Annotated in this window: 21 protein-coding genes; 14 read left to right on the top strand and 7 right to left on the bottom strand. The window is 60.9% G+C overall.

Features of this window, described 5'->3' with window-relative positions; genetic code table 11:
• Positions 1 to 4 precede the first annotated feature (4 nt).
• Positions 5 to 355, bottom strand: a complete 351-nt coding sequence (locus RC54_RS20395; protein ID WP_058896686.1) for a DUF1304 domain-containing protein — start codon at positions 353 to 355, stop codon at positions 5 to 7.
• A gap of 104 nt (positions 356 to 459) precedes the next feature.
• Positions 460 to 1653, bottom strand: coding sequence for a M20 aminoacylase family protein (locus RC54_RS20390; protein ID WP_061788630.1), 1194 nt, complete (start codon positions 1651 to 1653; stop codon positions 460 to 462).
• A 159-nt stretch (positions 1654 to 1812) separates the two neighbouring features.
• On the opposite strand from RC54_RS20390, the gene RC54_RS20385 reads away from it, so the two are divergent.
• Positions 1813 to 2445, top strand: a complete 633-nt coding sequence (locus RC54_RS20385; RefSeq protein ID WP_061788631.1) for a LysE family translocator — start codon at positions 1813 to 1815, stop codon at positions 2443 to 2445.
• Between the two features lie 11 nt (positions 2446 to 2456).
• On the opposite strand, the gene RC54_RS20380 is transcribed toward RC54_RS20385, so the two are convergent.
• Positions 2457 to 3284 (bottom strand): AraC family transcriptional regulator, encoded by an 828-nt coding sequence (locus RC54_RS20380; RefSeq protein WP_058896683.1) that lies wholly within the window; start codon positions 3282 to 3284, stop codon positions 2457 to 2459.
• A gap of 176 nt (positions 3285 to 3460) precedes the next feature.
• Between RC54_RS20380 and RC54_RS20375 the strand changes: the two genes are divergently transcribed.
• From RC54_RS20375 to RC54_RS20350, 4 genes are all read left to right on the top strand, one after another.
• On the top strand, positions 3461 to 5563 hold the full coding sequence (locus RC54_RS20375; RefSeq protein WP_061788632.1) for a molybdopterin-containing oxidoreductase family protein: 2103 nt from the start codon (positions 3461 to 3463) through the stop codon (positions 5561 to 5563).
• Positions 5564 to 5930: 367 nt separating this feature from the next.
• Positions 5931 to 7631, top strand: coding sequence for a long-chain fatty acid--CoA ligase (locus tag RC54_RS20370; protein ID WP_061788633.1), 1701 nt, complete (start codon positions 5931 to 5933; stop codon positions 7629 to 7631).
• 552 nt (positions 7632 to 8183) lie between these two features.
• On the top strand, positions 8184 to 9377 hold the full coding sequence (locus tag RC54_RS25805) for a hypothetical protein (RefSeq protein WP_244216390.1): 1194 nt from the start codon (positions 8184 to 8186) through the stop codon (positions 9375 to 9377).
• Positions 9378 to 9648: 271 nt separating this feature from the next.
• Positions 9649 to 10071 (top strand): DUF7738 domain-containing protein, encoded by a 423-nt coding sequence (locus tag RC54_RS20350; RefSeq protein WP_082686096.1) that lies wholly within the window; start codon positions 9649 to 9651, stop codon positions 10069 to 10071.
• Between the two features lie 197 nt (positions 10072 to 10268).
• Here RC54_RS20350 and RC54_RS20345 read toward each other — a convergent pair whose 3' ends face one another.
• Together RC54_RS20345 and RC54_RS20340 are read right to left on the bottom strand one after the other, a co-directional pair.
• On the bottom strand, positions 10269 to 11219 hold the full coding sequence (locus RC54_RS20345; protein ID WP_174526047.1) for a 2-hydroxyacid dehydrogenase: 951 nt from the start codon (positions 11217 to 11219) through the stop codon (positions 10269 to 10271).
• A gap of 94 nt (positions 11220 to 11313) precedes the next feature.
• Complete coding sequence (locus RC54_RS20340) at positions 11314 to 11748, bottom strand: acyl-CoA thioesterase (protein ID WP_058896678.1); 435 nt, start codon at positions 11746 to 11748, stop codon at positions 11314 to 11316.
• Between the two features lie 152 nt (positions 11749 to 11900).
• Here RC54_RS20340 and RC54_RS20335 point away from each other — a divergent pair, with 152 nt between their 5' ends.
• From RC54_RS20335 to coq7, 9 genes are all read left to right on the top strand, one after another.
• Positions 11901 to 13805, top strand: a complete 1905-nt coding sequence (locus RC54_RS20335; protein ID WP_058896677.1) for an ABCB family ABC transporter ATP-binding protein/permease — start codon at positions 11901 to 11903, stop codon at positions 13803 to 13805.
• 85 nt (positions 13806 to 13890) lie between these two features.
• Positions 13891 to 14931, top strand: a complete 1041-nt coding sequence (locus RC54_RS20330) for a LysR family transcriptional regulator (RefSeq protein WP_058896676.1) — start codon at positions 13891 to 13893, stop codon at positions 14929 to 14931.
• A 328-nt stretch (positions 14932 to 15259) separates the two neighbouring features.
• The gene (locus tag RC54_RS20325; RefSeq protein WP_017452431.1) at positions 15260 to 16552 is read left to right on the top strand and encodes a Glu/Leu/Phe/Val family dehydrogenase; all 1293 of its coding nucleotides are present in this window, start codon (positions 15260 to 15262) and stop codon (positions 16550 to 16552) included.
• Positions 16553 to 17370: 818 nt separating this feature from the next.
• Positions 17371 to 18318: an amino acid ABC transporter substrate-binding protein gene (locus tag RC54_RS20320; RefSeq protein ID WP_058896675.1), complete on the top strand. Its 948-nt coding sequence runs from the start codon at positions 17371 to 17373 to the stop codon at positions 18316 to 18318.
• Between the two features lie 197 nt (positions 18319 to 18515).
• Positions 18516 to 19265, top strand: a complete 750-nt coding sequence (locus tag RC54_RS20315; protein WP_061788634.1) for an amino acid ABC transporter permease — start codon at positions 18516 to 18518, stop codon at positions 19263 to 19265.
• A 3-nt stretch (positions 19266 to 19268) separates the two neighbouring features.
• On the top strand, positions 19269 to 19964 hold the full coding sequence (locus RC54_RS20310; RefSeq protein WP_061788635.1) for an amino acid ABC transporter permease: 696 nt from the start codon (positions 19269 to 19271) through the stop codon (positions 19962 to 19964).
• Between the two features lie 81 nt (positions 19965 to 20045).
• Entirely contained in the window at positions 20046 to 20774 is a 729-nt protein-coding gene (locus RC54_RS20305; RefSeq protein WP_017452427.1) for an amino acid ABC transporter ATP-binding protein, read from the top strand.
• Positions 20775 to 20999: 225 nt separating this feature from the next.
• Positions 21000 to 22034 carry a dihydroorotase gene (gene pyrC / locus RC54_RS20300; protein WP_058896673.1) on the top strand — a complete coding sequence of 345 codons (1035 nt, stop codon included), beginning with the start codon at positions 21000 to 21002 and terminating at the stop codon, positions 22032 to 22034.
• Positions 22035 to 22141: 107 nt separating this feature from the next.
• The gene (coq7, locus tag RC54_RS20295; protein WP_017452425.1) at positions 22142 to 22768 is read left to right on the top strand and encodes a 2-polyprenyl-3-methyl-6-methoxy-1,4-benzoquinone monooxygenase; all 627 of its coding nucleotides are present in this window, start codon (positions 22142 to 22144) and stop codon (positions 22766 to 22768) included.
• A gap of 71 nt (positions 22769 to 22839) precedes the next feature.
• Here coq7 and RC54_RS20290 read toward each other — a convergent pair whose 3' ends face one another.
• Entirely contained in the window at positions 22840 to 23301 is a 462-nt protein-coding gene (locus RC54_RS20290) for an OsmC family protein (protein WP_017452424.1), read from the bottom strand.
• Between the two features lie 219 nt (positions 23302 to 23520).
• Positions 23521 to 23907 (bottom strand): hypothetical protein, encoded by a 387-nt coding sequence (locus RC54_RS25455; protein WP_156481259.1) that lies wholly within the window; start codon positions 23905 to 23907, stop codon positions 23521 to 23523.
• Positions 23908 to 23927: the final 20 nt, after the last annotated feature.

Genomic DNA, 23927 nt, shown 5'->3' with positions numbered 1-23927 from the left:
GCGCTCAACTGGCCAGCAAGGCCAGCAGCGCCAGCAAGGCGGGCAGGCCCTGGATGTAGAGGATGGAACGCTTGGCGGTGAGCCCGCCGTAGATGCCGGCCACCAGCACGCAAGCCACGAAGAACAACTGCACCGAACGGTCCCCGGTGGCCAGGCTCCAGAACAGGCCGGCAGCCAGGAAGCCGTTGTAGAGCCCCTGGTTGGCGGCCAGCACGCGGGTGGCTTCGGCGGCCTCGCGCGACTGGCGGAAGGTCTTCAAGCCCAGCGGTTTGGTCCACAGGAACATTTCCAGGATCAGGATCCAGACATGTTCCAGGGCGACGAGCAGGACCAGGATGGTGGCGAGGGTGTGCATGTATCTCCCTTTTATCGTAATGCATGGTGGCGCCTCTTGGCGGGCGGATGGTGTGCGGATCATGCCTGAAATGCCGCCGCTCGCCAATGCCGTCGCAGCCCGCCTTACTTCGCCTGCAGGAATTTTTCCGCCAGCCGCACCCAGTAGGTGGCGCCGATGGGCAGCAGGTCATCGTTGAAGTCATAGCTGGGGTTGTGCAGGTTGCACGGTCCCAGTCCATGACCCTGATCGCGATGGCCGCCGTCGCCATTGCCCAGGAACACGTAGCAGCCTGGCTTGTGCTGCAGCATGAAGGCGAAATCCTCGGCGCCCATGGTCGGCTCGGTGTGGGCATCGACACGATCGGCGCCGAACTGTTCGGTCAGTACTTCCACGGCGAAGGCGGTTTCCTTGGCGTGATTGATCAGCGGCGGATAGTTGCGGTTGAACCGGAAGTCCACCGTGGCATCGAAGGCCGCAGCGGTGTGCTCGGCGATTTCCTTCATGCGGCGCTCGATCAGATCCAGCACCGGCAGGCTGAAGGTGCGCACGGTGCCCACCATCATGGCTTCGTCGGGGATGACGTTGGTGGCGCTGCCGGTGTGGATCTGGGTGATGGAGACCACGGCCGGATCGTTGGGATTGATGTTGCGCGCCACGATGCTCTGCCAGGCCTGGGCGATGTGCACCGCCGTCATCACCGGATCGGCCGCCTTGTGCGGTTGCGCCGCGTGCGAGCCACGGCCCTTGACGGTGACGTGGAACTCGTTGCTGGAGGCCATCTGCGCTCCAGGCGTGACGCCAAAATGGCCGGCCGGGATGCCGGGCCAGTTGTGCATCCCGAACACCGCATCCATCGGATACTGTTCGAACAGGCCATCCTGGATCATGCGTTCGGCGCCGCGTCCGCCTTCTTCGGCCGGCTGGAAGATCACATAGACGGTGCCATCGAAGTTGCGATGCCGGGCCAGGTAATAGGCTGCGCCCAGCAGCATGGCGGTATGCCCATCGTGACCGCAGGCGTGCATCTTGCCCGCATGGCGCGAGGCGTGGGCGAAGGTATTGATCTCGGGCATGGGCAGTGCATCCATGTCGGCGCGCAGGCCGATGGCGCGCGGGCTGTCGCCCTGTTTGATGATGCCTACCACACCGGTCACGCCCAGGCCGCGTACCACCGGGATGCCCCATTCGCTCAGTTTTTGCGCCACCACATCGGCGGTGCGCACTTCTTCGTAGGCCAGTTCGGGGTGGGCGTGGATGTCGCGGCGGATCTGTTGCAGTTCGGACTGGAACTGGACAATGGGGTCGATGAGTTTCATGGGAATTGAGCAGCTAGGACGATCGATGGAAGTGCCGCTATCTTACCGCGCCTGGCGGCGCGGCAGGGGGCGGTGCAATTTTGTTCAATACAGCGCGCGCGACCCTGCGCAGGATGGGCCTCTTTTCTTGTCTTGCCGATGAGGCATGGAGGCGTAGTGATGTTTTCTTCCGAATTCCTGTTGCTGGCAGGGGCGCACTTGTTGGCGCTGGTCAGTCCCGGTCCCGATTTCCTGTTGCTGGTGCGCAGCAGCCTGCGGCATGGGCGTGGCTATGCACTGGCGGCCAGCTTGGGGATCGCCTTGGCCAACGGCATCTATATCGCGCTGGCCATCGGCGGCTTCAGTGTGCTGCAGGAAAATCCTTCCTTGCTGTTGGCCATGCAGTGGCTGGCTGCCCTCTACCTGGCCTGGCTGGGGTGGCTGTTCCTGCGCGCCAGTGGTCAACCGGCCGACCTGTGCGCTCATCTCAGCGGCGGCCAGCGCGTGCGGGTCTCGCCCCTGGGAGGCCTGGGTGCGGGCTTCCTGTCGGCGGCGCTCAATCCCAAGAATGGCTTGTTCTATTTCGGCCTGTTCACCGTGATCGTGGCGGCGCATACGGGCCTGCAACGCAAGCTTTTCTATGGTCTCTGGATGTTTGCCGCGGTGCTGGCCTGGGATGCGGGTCTGGTCTGCCTCATTGCGCAGCGGCGGGTGGTGCAGGCACTCACGCGCCTATTGCCGCTCATCGAGCGCGGTGCCGGCGTATTGCTGATGGTGGCGGCGCTGGCGCTGGTGGTGGGGCGCACGGCCTAGCGCTTGGTGAGTTAGACCAGGGTGGCCTGCGTGTATTGCAAGGGCGTGACCGCCACGCGCGACTTGAAGGCGCGGTGGAAATGGCTCTGATCGGCAAAGCCGGTGTCATAGGCGGCAGCCACCGCGCTGACACCCTGTTGCAGCAAGGTGCGCGCCTGGCGGATCTTCATGTCCAGTTGCAGCGCGTGGGGCGTGAGGCCGAAGCGGCGGCGGAACTGGCGGATCAACTGGTAACGGCTGGTGCCGGCAAGCTCGGCCAGGGTATCGAGTGCGATGCGCTCGCGGCAATGCGCCAGCAGGAAATCATGGGCACGCTGCAAGCCGTCGCCATCCTCCGCCAGGGGGGACGTGAGGGCCGACTCGCGCACGCAGGCCTGGGCGCACAACAGCATGAGTTCATGCAGGCAGGTGATGACCTCTGCCTGCAGATCGGCATTGCGCGCTTCCAGCGCCTGCGTCATGCGATCGAGCAAGTGCACCGCCTGTGGCGCGCGCAGCACCTGCGACTGCAAGCTCGCCAGCAGGCCGCGCGTGGCCGGGGTTTCGTCCAGCAGCCTGGCCAGCCAGCCGGTATCGAGGTGGAACATGCGATAGCTCCAGCTGGCCAGTTCGGTCGGATTGCAGCAGTGCACATCGCCGGCCCGCACCAGCACCACGTCACCGGGCACGATGGCTTGTCGCTGCTCGCCCAGCGCGAATATGCTGTGGCCGCCATCGACGATGCCGATCGAAAAACTGTCGTGCGTATGCGGTGCATAGCAGGACAGGCTGCCGGTGGCGCGCCGGCCTTCCAGGAAGGGCAATTCGGGGTCGCGCCAGAAGTGCTGGAGTGCAGGCATGGAAGGCAAGGGGAAGAGTCGTGATGCGCCATTTTAAGATAAAGTAGCCGCTTGGCCGCAAGGGGGGGGCATCTGTTGCGTTCCGGCTTGCTGTGGGCGTGAATCTGTTTCATTGCGCCTGATCCATTTTTATCTTTTCATTCCCGTTTTCGGTTTTTCCTCTTTGCCTGCTCGCCATGACCACCACCATCGTCCGTGCCGCCTGTCCCCATGATTGCCCCGATACCTGCGCCTTGCTGGTGACCGTCAAGGACGGTGTGGCCACCGAAGTGCGCGGTGACCCGGACCATCCGCCCACTTCCGGCGTGCTCTGTACCAAGGTCTCGCGCTATGCCGAGCGCACCTACCACCAGGACCGCCTGCTGCATCCCATGCGTCGGGTAGGCAAGAAGGGCGAGGGCAAGTTCGAGCGTATCAGTTGGGAACAAGCCATCTCCACCATCGCCCAACGCCTGGGCGAGATCGCCCGGCGTGATCCGCAGGCCATCCTGCCCTACAGCTATGCCGGTACCATGGGCCAGGTGCAGGGCGAGTCGATGGCGGGACGTTTCTTCAACCGCCTGGGCGCTTCACAACTGGAGCGCACCATCTGTTCCTCGGCCGGTGGCGCGGGTTATCGCTACACCATCGGTACCCGTGTCGGCAGCGACCTGGAGCAGGTGGATCACGCCAAGCTGATCCTGATCTGGGGCGGCAACCCGATTGCTTCCAACCTGCATTTCTGGACCCGGGTGCAAGCCGCCAAGCGCAATGGCGCGCGCCTGATCGCCATCGATCCCTACCGCTCGCTGACGGCCGAGAAATGCCACCAGCACATTGCGCTCTTGCCCGGCACCGATGCCGCGCTGGCGTTGGGCCTGATGCATGTGCTGATCGCCGAAGACCTGCTGGATCACGATTACATCGACCGCTACACCCTGGGCTTCGACCAGTTGCAGCAGCGCGTGGCCCAATGGACCCCGGCGCGTACTGCCGAGGTGTGCGGCATCAGCGCCGAGCAGGTGCAGGAGCTGGCGCGGGAATATGGTCGCGTGGCGCTGGCCGGCGAGGGTGTCTTCATCCGTGCCAACTACGGCTTGCAGCGCGTGCGCGGTGGTGGCATGGCGGCGCGTAACGTGGCTTGCCTGCCGGCCCTGGTGGGGGCTTGGCGGCATGCGGCCGGCGGCGTGCAGTTGTCGGTGTCGGACAGCTTTCCCAAGGATAGCGCCGCCTTGAGCCGCCCCGACCTGGCTGCGCGCCATGGCCAGCCCAGTCGCGTTATCAACATGAGCACCATCGGTGATGACCTGTTGCGACCCGCGTCGCCTGCATTCGGCCCCAAGGTGGAAGCGCTGATCGTCTACAACTCCAACCCGGTGGCGGTGGCGCCCGAGTCCGGCAAGGTGGCGCAAGGCTTTGCCCGCGAGGATTTGTTTACGGTGGTGCTGGAACATTTCCAGACCGATACCGCCGACTATGCCGACATCCTCTTGCCGGCCACCACCCAGTTGGAACACATCGATGTGCACGCCTCCTATGGGCACGTCTACATCATCGCCAACAACGCCGCCATCGCCCCCATGGGGGAGGCCAAGCCGAATACGGAAATCTTCCGCCTGCTGGCTGCGGCCATGGGCTTCACCGAAGATTGCTTCAAGGACAGCGACGACCAGTTGGCCGCCGTGGCCTTCCGCCGTGATGATCCGCGTAGTGGCGACTATGACTGGGAACAATTGAAGCAGAAAGGTTGGCAGCGCCTGGCGGTACCGGTGGCACCCTTTGCCGAGGGCGGGTTTGCCACGCCCTCGGGCAAGTGCGAGTTCTATTCCGAGCAGATGAAGGCGGCGGGGCTGGACCCCTTGCCGACCTATATCCCGCCCTATGAATCGGTGGCCAGTAATCCGCAACTGGGCGCGAAGTATCCGCTGGCGATGATCTCGCCACCGGCGCGCAACTTCCTCAATTCCTCCTTCGTCAATGTGCAGAGCCTGCGCGATACCGAAGGCGAGCCGCACCTGGACATGCATCCGCAGGACGCCGCCGCGCGCGGCATCGTCAACGGCGATACGGTGCGCATCTTCAATGACCGTGGCGCCATGCAGGCACGCGTGCGGGTCACTGACAAGGCGCGCCCGGGTCTGGTGGTGGGCTTGTCGATCTGGTGGAAGAAGTTCGCCGCCGATGGCAAGAACGCCAATGAAGTCACCAGCCAGCGCCTGACCGACATGGGCAATGCCCCGACCTTCTATGACGTGCTGGTGCAGGTGGAAAAACTGCCGCAGCCGGCCCTGGCGGACTGAGGCGTGCGCGTCTGATACCCCCTTGCGGCGCAGCAAGGCGAGGGGGTAAATCTTTCCTTCCTGCACCAAAAGACGGCCCAGGGACAGTGTCCCGGCGTATCATGCCGGATGGTTTTGCCGCTCCCTGTGCGCAGTTTGCGTATAAAAACTGAATGCGAAGTCGCTGCGAGCCGGCGCCAATTCGGGCACTAATTTGCAAAATTTCTCGCATTTCGGGAGCAAAAAGCTTGCTCCGCGTTCGAATGCTGGATAGCATCTGCGGTAAATAAAAAAACAGTCGTGCTTTTTTGCTGTGCGCGCCAATGCGGTGGCATCGTTTCACCGCCCAGCCTCAGCGCACGTTATGACCGGAGACAGAGGACACACTATGGACAGATTCTGGCTTGCATCGTATCCCGCAGGCGTTCCCGCTGACATCGACCCCAGCCCCTATGGTTCGCTGGTGCAGATGATCGATGAAGCTTTCGTCAAACATGCCGACCGCAATGCCTACGTCTGCATGGGCAAGTATCTGCGCTACCGCGAGCTCGATGCCATGTCGCGCGCATTGGGGGCCTGGCTGCAGGGACTGGGCCTGCAGAAGGGCGCGCGCGTGGCGATCATGATGCCCAATGTGCTGCAATACCCCATTGCCATTGCCGCCATCCTGCGGGCCGGCTACACGGTGGTCAACGTCAACCCGCTCTACACGGCCCGCGAGCTGGAACACCAGTTGAAGGACTCGGGTGCCGAAGCCATCTTCGTGCTGGAAAACTTTGCCTGCACCTTGCAGAAGGTAGTGGCCCATACCCGGATCAAGCACATCGTGGTGGCCAGCATGGGCGAACTGTTGGGCACGCTCAAGGGCGCCATCGTCAATCTGGTGGTGCGGCACGTCAAGAAGCTGGTACCGGCCTGGTCGCTGCCCAATGCCATCAGCTTCAGCCGCGCGCTGTCCCAGGCCCAAGGCCAGAGCTTGCAACCGGTGCTGCTGACGCCGGACGACATCGCCTTCCTGCAATACACCGGCGGCACCACCGGCGTGGCCAAGGGCGCGGTGCTGACCCATCGCAACCTGGTGGCCAACGTGCTGCAGGCCGAGCAATGGTTGACTCCGGCGTTGAAGTCGGGCCAGCCTATTGACCAGTTGGTATTCGTCTGCGCGCTGCCGCTGTATCACATCTTTGCGCTCACGGTCTGCAACATGCTGGGCACGCGCGAAGGGGCGCTCAACCTGCTCATCCCCAACCCGCGTGACATTGCCGGCTTCGTCAAGGAGCTGGCCAAGTACAAGGTCAACACCTTCCCGGCGGTCAACACGCTCTATAACGCGCTGCTCAACAATGCCGACTTCGCCAAGCTGGACTTCTCCGGCTATCGCTGCTGCGTGGGCGGTGGTATGGCGGTGCAAAAGGGCGTGGCCGACAAGTGGAAGGCGCTGACCGGCTGCCCCATCATCGAAGGCTATGGCCTGTCGGAGACCTCGCCCATTGCCAGCGCCAATCCCTGCACCATCGATGACTACACCGGCACCATCGGCCTGCCGCTGCCTTCCACCGAAATCGCCATCCTGGATGACGATGGCCAGCCGCTGCCGCTGGGCCAGCCGGGTGAAATCGCCATCCGTGGGCCGCAGGTGATGCCGGGTTACTGGCAGCGCCCCGATGAGACGGCCAAGGTCATGACGCCCGATGGTTTCTTCAAGACCGGCGACATCGGCATCATGGATGCGCGTGGCTATACCCGGATCGTGGATCGCAAGAAGGACATGGTGCTGGTGTCCGGCTTCAACGTCTATCCCAACGAGATTGAAGGCGTGGTGGCGCAGCATCCGGGGGTGCTGGAATGTGCTTGCGTGGGCGTGCCCGACGAACACACCGGCGAGGCGGTCAAGCTCTTCGTGGTGCGCAAGGACAAGTCGCTGACCACCGAGCAGTTGATGGCTTATTGCAAGGAACAGTTCACCGGCTACAAGAAGCCCAAGTACATCGAGTTCCGCGATGAACTGCCCAAGACCAACGTGGGCAAGATCCTGCGCCGTGAATTGCGCGATGAACCGGCCAAAGCGCCGCAGAAACAGGCGGCCTGAGCGGTTTGAATACCGATGAAAAAACCGCTGCCGTAATCTGATCTCATCATTTGGTCCGTAAAATTGCTACACGAAGGCCTGAGTCCGGTATCGCACTGGACTCAGGCCTTTTGGTTTTGATTTGATACCTTGCTTGTTGCAATCGTCGATGCAGGCTTGGCTCGACGCATAGCTGGGTGACTCCCCGTTGGGCAGGTCTTCAAGATCTTTAGGACATCGTCGGTATATACAATTGCAAGTTTCAACAGGGAAAAATTAGAATGCGCGCCGGTGTGACATCAGGGAGGGACACTTGATGAACACAGGAACTTCGCATGATCCAAGCGCCCCAGGGTCTGGAAAAGCTGCTTTCAGACTATCAACACGCCCGCATTCTGCGGCTGACTTTCCCGAATAAAGACGTCCTTCCATCTGCACCACTCGTCAAGCAGCTTGACGCTAGCGAGTGGCGATCACGTGACTTGACGCTCTTGAGATCATGGCTGATCAAGCCAGACTTGAGCTCAGAGACCTGCCATACCTCCCGTTCGACATGACGCGGGATGAGCTGGCATGACGACCAAAGGAGTCATCCTCGAGCAGGCGGAGAGGTCAACCACGCGCATCGAGCCGCACGGTGGCGGCACCAACGCAGCCGTCAAGGCCGAGACCGCGGCCGAGAAAACATTTTGGCAAAAATCCAGCCCCTGGGTGCATGGTGTGCTGGGCGTGGCCAGTTTCGTTCCGGGGTTGTCGGTCATCACGGGTGCGATCGACGCGGCAATCTACACCGCGGAGGGCGACTACACCGAAGCAGGTATTGCTGCGGCCAGCATGATACCCGGCGGCAAAGTCGTCACGACGGTAGGCAAGGTCGCCAAGCGTGCCGTCGGCATGGCCAAAGGTGTAGGAACGGCCAAACGAGGCGCGAAGGGAGCTTGCGAGACTGAAGAGGCGCTCAAGGCCGCGAGGGCTGCAAAAGAAGCGGAGGAAACCGCCAAGTTCGCGAAGGACGTCAATGCAGCGAAGGCGGCTAGAGAAGCTAAGCAAGCAAAGGAAGCAGCCCAGGCGGGTGCCGGAGGCAAGGGTGGTGGCAAGGATACGACCGTAAAGAAAAGGCCAAAGGGGCCTTGCGATCATTTGCGACAGGGAAGTGGAAAAGGGCCTTATCGAGGGGGAGCGCATGGGAAGACGAGCAAGCCTGCTAAGGACGGAAAAGATTCGCATCACATGCCAGCTGATGATGTCAGTCCGTTGAAGCGCAATGAAGGACCGGCAATTCAAATGGACCCCCTCGATCATAAAAAGACATCAAGCAACGGACAATCCCCTAAAGCTCACCTCTATCGAAAGAGGGTCGAAGAACTCATCAAGAACAAACAATGGCGTAAAGCGATGGCCGTTGAAATCAGTGATGTGCGAAGGATATCCAAGAAGGTATCTGTCGATAAAAGCTGGTGCTCCGAAGAATTGACCGAATATTGGAGCGAGAACGGTTTACAACTAACCTATTCGGAAACGGATGAAAGATTGCTAGAAATTAGCCTGTATCCCAATCTCCCAAATGTTCAATTGAACGGACTCAAATTGTTCGAAGTTCCGGGAGCGTATGCCTTTAAGGTTCTGCATGATTGGGACGATGCTCCGCTTTCAAGAACTGGCACGAGTGTCTTTCTCAAACTCGGATTAGCTGCCGGTGGCTTTCTCCACGACGACGACTTTGATAAATCGGTTACAGCGTTTGCCAAAGGAAGATGGGATGAATAGGCAGACACGAAAAGACGTGGAGCCTTTGATCTGCCGATATCTCGTTGATCTTCTCTTAAAAAATGAATGAACGTGATCCGTTCGACATTTTCCCATTAAGTGGAATCGGGAAAATCTGCTTCGGCATGACACCCTAAGAAATCGACGCAATATACGGTGCCTCAGAGAGTGTCCGCTTTAACCACTTGAAGAAAAAAGTAGTATTCCGCTCGTTCACGAATTTAGATATTGAAAGCGTGAGCGCGTATCAACGTTGAATTTTTAGACCGTCATGCAAGAACATATCATTACGTCTTACGTAGGCGTCGGACCGCTCAAGTTTGGAATGACTCGGGAAGAGGTTCATCAAATATTAGGTGCACCATCATCTACAAAGAAAAGCCGATTCTTCAATGAATCAAGAGAATATTGGAGCGATAACGGCTTGCAGTTAACTTTCACGGACACGGGTGACGGATTAGTAGAGATTGGCCTGTCTCCCAATCTCCCAAATGTCCAATTGAATGGACTCAAATTGTTCGAAGTTCCGGGTAGATATGCCTTTAAGGTTCTACATGATTGGGACGATGCGCCTCTTGCAAGAACTGGCACGAGTATCTTTCTCAAACTCGGATTAGCTGTCCATGGTTTTTTGGAAGACTATGACGATGACAAAGCAGTAGCGGCTTTTGCAAAAGGAAGATGGGATGATTAGCCAGCAGAAGAAACTTGAAGCCTCTGTTCTCACAAGCTTTTATTGATCTTCTCTAAAAGCATGAATGAACATGAGCCGGGCGACCGCATTCCATTGCGCTGGCGAGAAACTCCCGACACTGAAACCCCTCCCCCAATCCATCAACAAAAAGCCGCTGCCGGCGCAACCCGGCAGCGGCTTTTTGCCTGTATGAAGCTTTATTCAGGAACCGGCGTTACCACGGGCTTTCCGTCGAAGTGGACCTGCAGATTAGTGAACGCCAGTTCCGCCATGGCCGTGCGTGTGAGTAGCGTGCCGCTGGCCATGTGCGGGGTCAGCACCACGTTTTCCAGGGCGGCCAGTTCGGCCGGGATATGCGGTTCGTTGGCGAACACGTCCAGGCCGGCACCGGCGATCTTGCCAGCCTGCAGGGCGGTGATCAGGGCCGTCTCATCGACCACCGAGCCCCGTGCCACGTTGATCAGATAGCCCTGGGGGCCGAGCGCTTCCAGCACTTCGGCATTGACCAGCGCCCGCGTGCCGGCGCCACCGGGGGTGATCATCACCAGGAAATCGACCGCTGCGGCCAGCGAGACGATGTCTTCCATATAGGTGTAAGGCACGTCCTTGCGCGAGCGATTGTGATACGCAATCTGCATGTCGAAGGCCGCCGCTCTCTTGGCGATGGCTTGCCCGATGCGGCCCAGCCCGACGATGCCCAGGCGCGCGCCGCTGACCTTGGTGGTCAAGGGGAAGGGGCCGTTCTGCCACTGGCCGCTGCGGGCGAAATGGTCAGCCCGCACTACCTTGCGCGCCACAGCCAGCATCAGCGCCATGGCCAGGTCGGCCACATCATCGTTGAGTACGTCGGGCGTATGGGTGACCTCAATGCCGCGCTCGCGGGCGGCCGGCACATCCACGCCGTCATAGCCGACCCCGAACACCGAGACGATTTCCAGCGCCGCAAAGCGCGCCATGAATTCACGCCCGACCTTGGCTTCGCCATTGGCGGCAATGGCGCGCACCTGCGGGGCGATGGCGGCCAGTTGCGCTTCGCTCAGGCCATCGAGGATCAGGTTGTGGCAGGTGAAGTTCTGCTGCAGCAGCTCCAGCAGAGGCTGGGGCAGGCGGGCGACGATGAGGACGGTGGGGCGGCTGTGTGAAGTCATGGTCATCAGGAAGAGGGGAGGGAAGAGACAGGCATCACGATACGGATCAAACCGGCCCTGCGGGCTGAAAAATTTTCACCTCAGCAGAGGGTGCTTAGAGCGCCGGACTTGCGCCCGCTTCGCGTGCCGGATCCAGCGGCGGCAGCGGACGCGGCTTGCGGCTTTCGTCGGTGGCCACGTAGGTGAGGGTGGCTTCGGTGACCTTGACGATCTCGGTCTGCAAGCGGTTGCGCTCGGCATAGACCTCGACATTGACGGTGATGGAGGTATTGCCGACCTTGACGATGTCGGCATAGAAGGACAGCAGGTCGCCCACGAACACCGGATTCTTGAACAGGAAGGAATTGACCGCAATGGTGGCGACCCGGCCATTGGCCCGGCGCGTGGCCGGCAGCGAACCGGCGATATCCACCTGGGCCATGATCCAGCCGCCGAAGACGTCGCCATAGACGTTGGCGTCCGATGGCATGGGCATGACCCGCAGTTGCGGCGCCTTGCCAGGCGGGAGTTGGGGGACGGTGGATGACATGGGGGCTCCTTGGTAAAACGTGAAGTCCGGCGGCCTGCCGGGTTGACTCTTATAATTCGGGTTTGCGCCCGCAGGCGCGGCAAGGGCCTAGTGTATCGGATGTTGCCCTCCGGCTGTCTGCGCGGCTCGACTTCTTCCCCTGTGATCCGCCCATGCGCCGCTATCCCAATTCGTCCGCCTCGCCCCAAGCTCCTATCAAACGCCAGCGCGGCGACTGGGAAGTGGTCAGGACGCTCTTGCCCTATCTATGGACCTACAAGTGGCGCGTGATGCTGGCGCTGGCCTTCCTGGTGGGGGCCAAGCTGGCCAACGTGGGCGTGCCGCTGGTGTTGAAGAAACTGGTGGACGCCATGACCATCACGCCGGCCCATCCGCAGGCGTTGCTGGTGTTGCCGCTGGGCCTGCTGGTGGCCTACGGTGCCTTGCGGCTGGCCACCGCGCTCTTTACCGAATTGCGCGAACTGATGTTTGCCCGCGTCACCCAGCGTGCGGTGCGTACCATTGCGCTCCAGGTGTTTCGCCACCTGCACGCGCTGTCGCTGCGCTTCCATCTGAATCGCCAGACCGGAGGCATGTCGCGCGATATCGAACGCGGCACGCGCGGCGTTTCCTCGCTGGTGTCGTACACGCTCTTTTCGATCCTGCCCACCCTCATCGAAATCGTGCTGGTGCTGGCCTATCTGGCCACGCATTACGACATCTGGTTTTCGCTCATCACGGTCGGTGCGCTGGTGCTCTACATCCTCTTCACCATCACGGTGACCGAGTGGCGCACGCATTTCCGCCGCAGCATGAACGAACTGGATTCGCACGCCAATACCCGCGCCATCGATTCGTTGCTCAACTACGAGACGGTGAAGTATTTCGGCAACGAGGAATTCGAGGCGCGCCGCTATGACGAAGGTCTGCAGCGCTACGAACGCGCGGCGGTGAAATCGCAGAGTTCGCTCTCGCTGCTCAATACCGGGCAGTCGGCCATCATCGCCCTGGCAGTCACGCTCATTCTCTGGCGCGCCATCGCCGGTGTCATCGATGGCAGCATGACCCTGGGCGACATGGTGCTGGTCAATGCCTTCATGATCCAGCTCTACATTCCGTTGAACTTCCTCGGTGTGCTCTATCGTGAAATCAAGCAAAGCCTGGCCGACATGGAACGCCTCTTCTCGCTGCTGGAAGAGAACCGCGAAGTGGCCGATCGTCCCGGTGCGCAGTCGTTGAAGACGCATGGTGCGGAGCTGCATTTCGAGCATGTCGATTTCAGCTACGAGCGCAATCGGCAGATCCTCTTCGACGTCGATTTCAAGGTCCAGGCCGGTACCACCACCGCCGTGGTCGGCCACAGCGGTTCGGGCAAGTCCACGCTGTCGCGCCTGCTCTATCGCTTCTACGATGTCGATCAGGGCGCCATCCGCATCGATGGCCAGGACCTGCGCAATGTCACCCAGGCGTCGCTGCGCCAGGCCATCGGCATCGTGCCGCAGGATACGGTGCTGTTCAACGACACCATCGAATACAACATCGCCTACGGCAAGCCGGGCGCTAGCCGCGAGCAGATCGTGGCGGCGGCCAAGGCAGCCTATATCCACGACTTCATCGAATCGCTGCCCGAGGGTTATGCCAGCATGGTGGGCGAGCGCGGCCTGAAACTGTCGGGCGGCGAAAAGCAGCGCGTGGCCATTGCCCGCACCTTGTTGAAAGACCCGGCCATCCTGATCTTCGACGAAGCCACCTCGGCCCTGGATTCACGCGCCGAGCAGGCGATCCAGCAACAGCTCGAAGAGATCGCCCGCGAACGCACGACACTGGTCATCGCGCATCGTCTATCGACCATCGTCAATGCGCACCAGATCCTGGTGATGGATCATGGTCGCATCGTCGAGCGCGGCACTCATGCGGGGCTGCTGTTGGCCGGTGGTCTGTATGCGCAGATGTGGTTGCGCCAGCAGGCCGGGGCGGAAGAAGAGGGCGGTTCGATCTTGCCGGTGCCGCCATCGGCGGCGCCTGGCATCGAAGCCGATGCCGAACCCAGCGTGCTGATGCCGGCCCAGCGTCGCTAGTTTTTCGCGGCACAGGGCCGCTTGCGCCGGCGCGGGCGCAGCGGCACAATGCGCGCATTCGACCTAGAACGGAAGTGGGCGGGCAATGGAAAGCAAATGGCTTGAGGATTTCGTCTCCCTGGCGGAAACGCGCAGTTTCAGTCGTTCGGCGGAGTTGCGGCATGTGACGCAACCGGCCTTCTCGCGACGTATCCAGTCACTGGAAGCCTGGCTGGGTAGCGACCTGATCGACCGCACCTCCTACCCCACGCGCCTGACCGCCGCCGGCGAGGTGTTCTACGAACAGGCCGTGGCCATGCTGGGCCAGATCAACAATACGCGGGCGCTGCTGCGCGGCAAGCGGCCCACGGCCCAGACCACGATCGACTTCGCCGTGCCGCATACGCTCTCGCTGACCTACATGCCCAAGTGGTTGAGCGCGCTGGAATCGGGCTTCGGCGCCATCAATACCCGCCTGATCGCCTTGAACGTGCATGATGCCGTGATGACCATCGTCGAAGGCGGCTGCGACCTGCTGCTGTGCTATCACCATCCGCGCCAGCCGGTGCAACTCGATGCCAGCCGTTACGACATGCTGACCATGGGCACCGAGACCATGCGTCCCTATGCGCGCTGTGACCGCAATGGCAAGCCCGATTATGTGTTCCCGGGCAGTTCCAAGGCGCCCTTGCCCTTCCTCTCCTACACCAGCAATGCCTATCTCGGACGTATGGTGGAGTTGATGATGACCGATACCAAGCGCCCCCTGCACCTGGCCAAGCATTACGAAACCGATATGTCCGAGAGCCTCAAGATGATGGCGCTGGAAGGACATGGCGTGGCCTTCCTGCCGGAATCCTCGGTGGTGCGCGAGGTGCGCAATCGCCAGCTGGCGCGTGCCGATGGACCCACCGGTGAGTGGGAAGTGGAGATGGAAATCCGGCTCTATCGCGAGCGCCCGACCGCGCAACGTACCGGCAAGGCGCTGGTGGCGCGACTGTGGGAATACCTGGTGGAACTGGATGGGCAGCGCCAGGAAAAAGGCGGGCGACCGGAGCGTTCCGAGCGTCCTCGGACGGGCGCTGCCAGTGCGGCCAAGAGCGCCTCGGGCAAGTCCGCGCGAGCTGCCGAAAAACGCGAATCCTGACCCAAAAAGAGCGATAGTGTCGTTCGCAATCCCTTGACTATCAAGGACTTTAAATGGTTATGCATACGCTGCATAGTTACATGCTCACAAAGCATTAGCCTTGTTTTGGCCGGCTGGCTACGATGGCGGCGCTGAATCAGACAGGCACGAATTTCCAGCTGGCGCAACAGGGCCGGGCTGGCAGGCGCGCCTCCGTCGTCGCCGCTCGTGCGCGCCCTCTGAGGCGCCCAGCAGGCTGATGCAGACGGGGTAACATGCCTGGCGGACTTCGGAATTTGCAGGCCTTTTTGTCTTGAACAGCACGGCTATCCAAAGGAGCGATTGCATCATGTCGAACGTACCTAATCACGAAGTGCCTTCCTATCTCGTCCCGCACGGCATCGGTCCGTGGGGCGTCTACCTCGAGCAGATCGACCGCGTCACGCCCCATCTGGGCTCGCTGGCGCGCTGGGTGGAAACCTTGAAGCGCCCCAAGCGCATGTTGGTGGTGGACGTGCCGATCGAACGCGACGATGGCACCATCGCCCACTTCGAAGGCTACCGCGTGCAGCACAATACCTCGCGCGGTCCCGGCAAGGGCGGCGTGCGTTTCCACCAGGATGTGACGCTCTCCGAAGTGATGGCCCTGTCGGCCTGGATGACCATCAAGAACGCCGCCGTGAACGTGCCCTATGGCGGCGCCAAGGGCGGCATTCGCGTCGATCCCAAGACCCTCTCGCGGGGTGAACTGCAGCGCGTCACGCGCCGCTACACCAGCGAGATCGGCATCATCATCGGCCCCAACAAGGACATCCCGGCGCCGGACGTGAACACCGATTCGCAGATCATGGCCTGGATGATGGATACCTACTCCATGAACCAGGGCAGCACCTCCTCGGGCGTGGTCACCGGCAAGCCCATTTCACTGGGCGGCAGCCTGGGTCGTCATGAAGCTACCGGCCGTGGTGTCTTCGTGGTCGGTTGCGAAGCCGCTGCCAAGCGCGGCATGGACATCAAGGAGGCCAAGGTCGCAGTGCAAGGTTTCGGCAACGTCGGTGGCATCGCTGCGCGCCTGTTCGCTGAAGCCGGTTCCAAGGTGGTCGCGGTGCAGGATCACGTGACCACCGTCTTCAATGGCGGTGGGCTGGATGTACCGGCGCTGCAGGCCTACGTGGCCAAGAACGGCAGCGTCAAGGGTTTCGAGGGCGCCGATGAGATCACCGATCGCGCCCAATTCTGGTCGGTCGATTGCGACATTCTGGTGCCTGCTGCACTGGAACAGCAGATCACCGAAGCCAACGCCAACCACATCAAGGCCAAGATCATCCTGGAAGGCGCCAACGGTCCCACTACGCCGGCGGCCGACGACATCCTGCGCGACAAGGGCGTGCTGATCGTGCCGGACGTGATTGCCAATGCCGGTGGCGTGACGGTGAGCTACTTCGAATGGGTGCAGGACTTCTCCAGCTTCTTCTGGACCGAAGATGAAATCAACCTGCGCCTGACCCGCATCATGCGCGAAGCCTTCGCCGCCGTGTGGCAGCTGGCCGAAGAGAAGAACGTGTCGCTGCGTACCGCGGCTTTCATCGTGGCCTGCACCCGCGTGCTGCAGGCGCGCGAGATGCGCGGCCTGTATCCCTGATTCACCAGGAAGTCACCCCGGTGCGCGCGTGCGGACCGGCACGGCCAAGACGATACGCAAGAAGATCGTCGGCCGGATAAAAGAAATCCAGAGACCTTTGGTCCAGGAGGAGACGTGGTTGCTGTGCGTAGAGGCACCGCAGGCCAACCAGCCTTGCGGCGCAAGATCTTCAGTGACGGACCCGGCATGAACATGCCGGGCGCTGCCGCATGTGCGCGCCGTCTGTGCGCATGGTCCTCAGCCTGGAGGCGGGTGGTGTCGCCCATCTCTGCAGCAGAGCTTGGTAATATTCTTCACTCCCGTCACACTCGCTTTTCTCTTCTCTCCCTTCCTATCCGGCGGCCCCATCTTTTTCTTCACCAGGCTGCCAGATGCTTGCATACCAGCCTGATGCGCACCGCATCTCTGCCGTCTTCCTCCCCCTGTCGACTCGTTTCTGGCATGGATATTGCTGACCGGAATGTCGTTACTGCCGTTGCGCGCAGCGCATGGTTCAGTTCTCGCGATGAGGGATTCTGCGCATTGCCAGACCGGGCAGCATATGCCTACAATGCGCCCGCCGACAGTTGCGTATGGGTAATTTGCCGGCATCTGGTCCACTGTGGGGGTGGTTTGCGCAAGCATCGCCAGGCGGGGATCAAACAATGCTGGCAAAGATGTGTGTTAGCACACAGAATAGGCGGCACGGCAGAGAACAATAACAGGCTCGTCATACGGCCGGCCAGCCCGATTCCGGGCGCCGCGCAAGCGCGTCCGGGGCAGGGCATTCGAGGCATTTGATTTACACTACGTAAAAAATTTTTCCAGGAGGTCACACAATGAAGTTATTGAAGCTAGCAGGGGTGTTGGTTGGGGCAAGCGTTCTGATGAGCTCGGTGCACGCAGAAGAATTCACCGGCCGTCTGAAGAAGATCAAGGACTCCGGCACCCTGACACTGGGCGTGCGTGATTCGTCGATTCCCTTCTCCTATCTGGACGACAAGCAGTCCTATCAAGGCTACTCGATCGACCTGTGCTTGAAGGCCGCGACCGCCATCCAGAAGAAGCTGGGCCTGACCTCGCTGAACATCAAGATGGTGCCGGTGACTTCGGCTACCCGTATTCCGCTCATTGCCAACGGTACCACTGACATTTCCTGCGACTCCGCGACCAACAATCAGGAGCGCTGGAACCAGGTGGCCTTCTCGGTGACCGAGTTCGTGACCGCCAACAAATTCCTGTCCAAGAAGTCGGCCAACCTGAAGACCCTGGAAGACCTGAAGGGCAAGACCGTGGTCTCGACCTCGGGCACTTCCAACCTGAAGCAGATCACCGCACTGAATGCCGAACGCAATCTGGGCATGAACATCCTGGCTGCCAAGGATCACGCCGAAGCCTTCCTGATGGTGGAAACCGGCCGTGCCGCTGCCTTCGTGATGGACGACATCCTGCTGTCCTCGCTGGCCGCCAATTCCAAGGCGCCTGGCGACTACCAGGTGTCGGCGGAAGCCCTGTCGGTGGAGCCGTATGGCCTGATCCTGCCCAAGGGTGACAAGGACTTCAAGAAGGTGGTCGATGATGCGCTGACCGTGGTCTACAAGGGCGACGACATCAAGAAGATCTACGCCAAGTGGTTCCAGTCGCCGATCCCGCCCAAGGGTGTCAACCTGAACGTGCCGATGAGCCCGCAACTGCAGGCCGTGCTGGCCAAACCGACCGATTCCTACGATCCGGCGGCCTACGCTGTGGTGCCGGAAGCCCAGAAGAACCTGGGCAAGAAGAAGTAATCGGCATTGCCTGGTGCAATCTGACGAAACGGGGGCCAGTCCCCCGTTTTGTTTAGCCGACGTTGCCACGCTTGCCTGCGGGCAAGGCAGTGGTGCTTCGGCCCTCTATCAAAAATAAGTGGCGCGGCATTGGCCTGGTGAACGCGCCCGATCGATAAACGACTCGATACAGATTCGAACCACAGACGAGGGTATTTATGCATTACAACTGGAACTGGGGGATTTTCTGGGAGATGTCTCCCGATGGAATCCCTTATATCGATACGCTGCTGGCGGGCCTGAAATGGACCCTGGCTACGGCCGCCTGCGCCTGGATCATGGCACTGATCCTGGGCACCATCTTCGGTACCCTGCGTACCACCACCAAACCCTGGGTCGTACGCATCGCCAATGGCTACGTGGAACTGTTCCGCAACATTCCGCTGCTGGTGCAGATGTTCCTGTGGTACTTCGTGATGCCCGAACTGCTGCCTACGGCCATGGGCGACTGGATCAAGGGCCTGCCCAATGCGTCCTTCGTGACCGCGACCCTGGCGCTGGGCTTCTTCACCTCTTCCCGCGTGGCGGTGCAGGTGACCACCGGCATCCAGGCACTGCCGCGCGGCCAGCGCATGGCCGGTGCCGCACTGGGCTTGACGCCGGTGCAGACCTATCGCTATGTGCTCTTGCCGATGGCCTTCCGCATCATCATCCCGGCACTGACCAACGAGTTTGCCGCCATCATCAAGAACAGTTCGGTGGCACTGACCATCGGCTTGGTCGAGCTCACTGCGGCGACCTACTCGATGCGTGAATTTACCTTCCAGACGTTCGAGGCGCTCACCGGTGCCACCGTCATCTACGTGATCATTTCCGTCATCGCCCTGTTCATGGCGCGTCTGCTGGAAAAAGTCACCGCCGTTCCGGGCTACATCACCGGCGGCAGCACCAGCGCAGGAGGACATTGATCCATGTTCAGCAATTTCGATTTCGACGTCATCCAGCGTTCCTGGATCTACCTGTTTACGACCGGCCTGAAGTTCACCCTGATCCTGACCTTCTCGGCCATGGCCGGCGGCATCATCCTGGGTACGCTGTTGGCCATGATGCGCCTGTCTTCCAACAAGCCGTTGTCGTTCATCGCCACCACCTACGTCAACCTGATCCGCTCCATTCCGCTGGTGCTGGTGATCTTCTGGTTCTACTTCCTGGTGCCCTTCATCGGCGCCTGGATCATCGGCGCCTCCGAACCTATCCAGGTCGGCGCCTTCGAATCGGCCTTGATCACCTTCATCCTGTTCGAGGCGGCTTACTACTGCGAGATCATGCGTTCGGGCATCCAGTCCATCCCGCGTGGCCAGGTGTTCGCCGGCTATGCCATCGGCATGAACTACTGGCAGATGATGGGCAACGTGGTGCTGCCCCAGGCCTTCCGCAACATGACGCCGATCCTGCTCACGCAAACCATCGTGTTGTTCCAGGACGTCTCGCTGGTCTATGTGCTGGGTTCGGTGCCGGACTTCGTCACCAGCGCCTCCAAGATCGCTCAGCGTGATGGCCGTCTGGTAGAAATGTACCTGTTCGTGGCCGTGGTCTACTTCATTCTCAGTTTCAGCTTGTCGCAACTGGTCAAGCGCTTCCAGAAGAAGATCGCCATCATCCGCTAATGCCTTTGACGGCCGTCGCCGGTGCGCTATAGCGAGGCGGACGGCCAGTCAATCCAGAATTCAGAAATCCAGGAGAAACAAATGATTGAACTCAACAATGTCAGCAAGTGGTATGGCAGCTTCCAGGTCCTGACCGACTGCTCGACCTCCGTCAAGAAGGGTGACGTGGTGGTGGTGTGCGGCCCGTCCGGTTCGGGCAAGTCCACGCTGATCAAGACCGTCAACGGCCTGGAGCCGTTTCAGAAAGGCACCATCACCGTCGATGGCGTCTCGGTGGGTGACCCCAAGACCAACCTGTCCAAGCTGCGCGCGCGCATCGGCATGGTGTTCCAGAACTTCGAACTGTTCCCGCACCTGTCCATTCGCGAGAACCTGACCATCGGCCAGATCAAGGTGCTGGGCCGCTCCAAGGAAGAGGCCACCGAAAAGGGCCTGAAGTACCTGGACCGCGTGGGCCTGTTGGCGCACAAGGACAAGTTCCCCGGCCAGCTCTCCGGTGGCCAGCAGCAGCGCGTGGCCATTGCCCGTGCGCTGTCGATGGATCCGATCGCCATGCTGTTCGATGAACCGACCTCGGCGCTGGACCCGGAAATGATCAATGAAGTGCTGGACGTCATGGTCGGCCTGGCCCAGGAAGGCATGACCATGATGGTCGTGACCCACGAAATGGGCTTTGCCCGCAAGGTCGCCAACCGCGTGGTGTTCATGGACAAGGGCGTGGTGGTGGAAGATTGCGCCAAGGATGAGTTCTTCGCTTCGCCGCGTTCGGAACGCGCACGCGACTTCCTGGCCAAGATCATCACGCACTGATCGCGCCAGTCCTGTGCTGCAGCAAGGGCCGCTCCGGCAACGGGGCGGCCCTTGTCGTTTGGGCTATATCAAAAGGGCGGCAGGGCGGGTGCTCCGGGGTGCTTGACGGCTACGGTAGAATGTCGATCCTGAAGACATCGCGGCTGGCTCTCCACAGCCCGCATCCGCCGGGATGCCTCGCCTGACCCTCAGACCGACACCCACTCCAAGACCGAAAGACCCGCAATGAGCAACGTATTGACCATCACCCGCCCGGACGACTGGCACCTGCACCTGCGCGACGGCGCCACCATGCAGGACGTGCTGCCGCACACCGCTCGCCAGTTCGCGCGCGCCATCGTCATGCCCAACCTGAAGCCGCCGGTGACCACTACCGAGCAGGCCGGTGCCTATCGTCAGCGCATCCTGGCCGCGCTGCCGGCAGGCATGAGCTTCGAGCCGCTGATGGTGCTCTACCTGACCGACAATACCCCGCCCGATGAGATCCGCCGTGCCAAGGACAGCGGTTTCGTCAAGGCCGTCAAGCTCTATCCGGCCGGCGCCACCACCAATTCGGATGCTGGTGTGACCGATCTGTCCAAGTGCTACAAGACGCTGGAAGTATTGCAGGAAGTGGGAATGCCCTTCCTGGTCCATGGTGAAGTGACCGATCCCGAGATCGACCTGTTCGACCGCGAAGCGGTCTTCATCGATCGCATCATGAAGCCGCTGCGCCAGGCCATGCCCGAGCTGAAGGTGGTGTTCGAACACATCACCACCAAGGAAGCGGCCGACTACGTGCTGGCTGGCGAAGGCCCGACGGCCGCTACCATCACGGCGCACCACCTGCTGTTCAATCGCAACGAGATGTTCAAGGGCGGCATCCGTCCGCATTACTACTGCCTGCCGGTCTTGAAGCGCGAGACCCACCGCAAGGCGCTGGTGGCCGCCGCCACCTCGGGCAATGACAAGTTCTTCTTGGGCACCGACTCGGCGCCGCACGCCAAGGGCGTCAAGGAACATGCCTGCGGCTGCGCCGGTTGCTACACCGCCCTGCACGCGCTGGAGCTGTATGCCCAGGCCTTCGACAGCGCCGGCGCGCTGGACAAGTTTGAAGCCTTCGCCAGCTTCAATGGCCCGGACTTCTACAACCTGCCGCGCAACACCGGCACCGTGAGCTTGAAGCGCGAGACCTGGTCCATCCCGGCCGAGCTGCCCATGGGCGAGGCCACCGTGGTGCCGCTGTCGGCCGGTGAACAGATCCACTGGAAGATGGTCTGATCTTTTCAATTCCGATCAGCCATGTTCCTCCGTCCCCGGTTCGCCTCCTGTTCGATGCAGCGCGAGGCGGCCGGGATGTCACTGACAACGAGAGAAAGGCGAGGTGTATGCAATTCGTCGATGAACTGATTAACGATTTCGACAAGGCGCTGCGCGTGATCAATGGCGTGGTCTTCGAGAGCCGTCCCAATCCCGGGCGCGGCCTGCCGGATGGGATCATGAGTGAGGCCGAGAAGCGCCATGCGGCTGGGCTGATGCGCGTCAACAATGTGGGCGAGGTGTGTGCCCAGGCGCTCTATGACGCCCAGGGGCGGTTTGCCCAGACCCGCGAGATCAAGCAGGCCTTCGAGCGTGCCGGCATCGAGGAAGAGGATCATCTGGCCTGGACCGCCGAACGTGTGCGCGAGCTGGGTTCGCACACCAGTCTGCTCAATCCGCTGTGGTATGGCGGCGCCTATGTGCTGGGCAGCATTGCTGCGCGCCTGGGCGATGCGCGCAACCTGGGTTTCGTTTCCGAAACCGAGCGCCAGGTCGAGCATCACCTGATGGGGCATCTGGACAAGCTGCCGGCGCAGGACAACCGCTCGCGCGCCATCGTCGACCAGATGCGCATCGATGAAATCGCCCACGGCCAGGCCGCGCGCGACCTGGGGGCGGCCGAGATGCCGGCGCCGGTCAAGGGGCTGATGAAGCTCATGGCCAAGGTGATGACCACGGTGGCGTATCGGATCTGATCGAGCCGCCTTGCCGGTAGAAGAAAAAAGCGGCCGCGGCCGCTTTTTTCTTGGCGCCTGCGCGACTGGGCTTACTGTTGCTGCTGGGCGGCGGCCGAGGAAGTGTCGGTCAGGTCGTCGATGATCTCGAAGGAGTGCGTCATCTCGGCCGTCTTCTCCAGCATGATCGAGGCCGAGCAATACTTGTCGTGGGACAGCTTGATGGCGCGCTCCACCACATTGGTCTTGAGGTTGCGGCCACGCACGGTGAAGTGGAAATGGATCTTGGTGAAGACCTTGGGATCGGTCTCGGCGCGTTCGGACTTCAGGGTCACGTCGCAGCCGCGCACATCCTGGCCGCTCTTGCGCAGGATCACCACCACGTCATAGGCGGTGCAGCCACCGGTGCCGGCCAGCACCACTTCCATCGGACGCGGCGCCAGGTTGCGGCCACCGCCGTCGGGGGCGCCATCCATCGTCAGCAGGTGGCCCGAACCCGTTTCAGCCGTAAAGGTCATGCCGGACAAGCCGGTCCAGCGCACTGTGCATTCCATCTGTATCGTCCAAATCGGTTGAGTGAAGCCTGGTATTGTAGCTTTTGATCGGCATGACCGCAGCCGTGCGGAGGCCCTAGAAGGCGAGGGGAGGTGAAGGATAATGATTTTTGCATCGCGGAAAAATTGTTGAAGAGTTATTCATTTCTGGCATCTTTCTTCTGCAGATCGCTTCTTGTAACTCTCTTGTAACTCAAGTGTGACGCCACTTTCAGACGGTTACAATTTAATTCGTTTCTGCTTATTGCAACGCACAAACCCCTTTGCTATATTCAATTCAACGGAAGTTTTTGCAGCCCCTGTGCAGCACGTAACGATGTCTCCTCCACCCTCCTCAATGGTGTGGATTAAACCCGGAACCCAGTGTCCGGGTTTTTTTTGTCCATTTTTTTCGCGCTGCCGGCGATAAGTTGTTTCGATGGCAACGAAATGCGGTGCAAATGCCGTCAACATGCCGGATCGGCACCACAAATCCCCGAAACCTTTTGACGCTAAGTCCTTGAAAAGGCTATACTTGCCGGCTTTCCCATGCGCTCGGGAAGATAAAAGGATGAGTCCGCGAAGCGAAGCACCCAGGGTGGGCTGGTCATACAGGCTGCCCCGCATGAACGGAACCGCCATTTTGA

The sequence above is a fragment of the Herbaspirillum rubrisubalbicans genome (assembly GCF_003719195.1).
Classification (GTDB): domain Bacteria; phylum Pseudomonadota; class Gammaproteobacteria; order Burkholderiales; family Burkholderiaceae_D; genus Herbaspirillum; species Herbaspirillum rubrisubalbicans.
The sequence above is the reverse complement of the archived record's forward strand: the minus strand, read 5'-3'. Positions and strand labels throughout refer to the sequence as shown.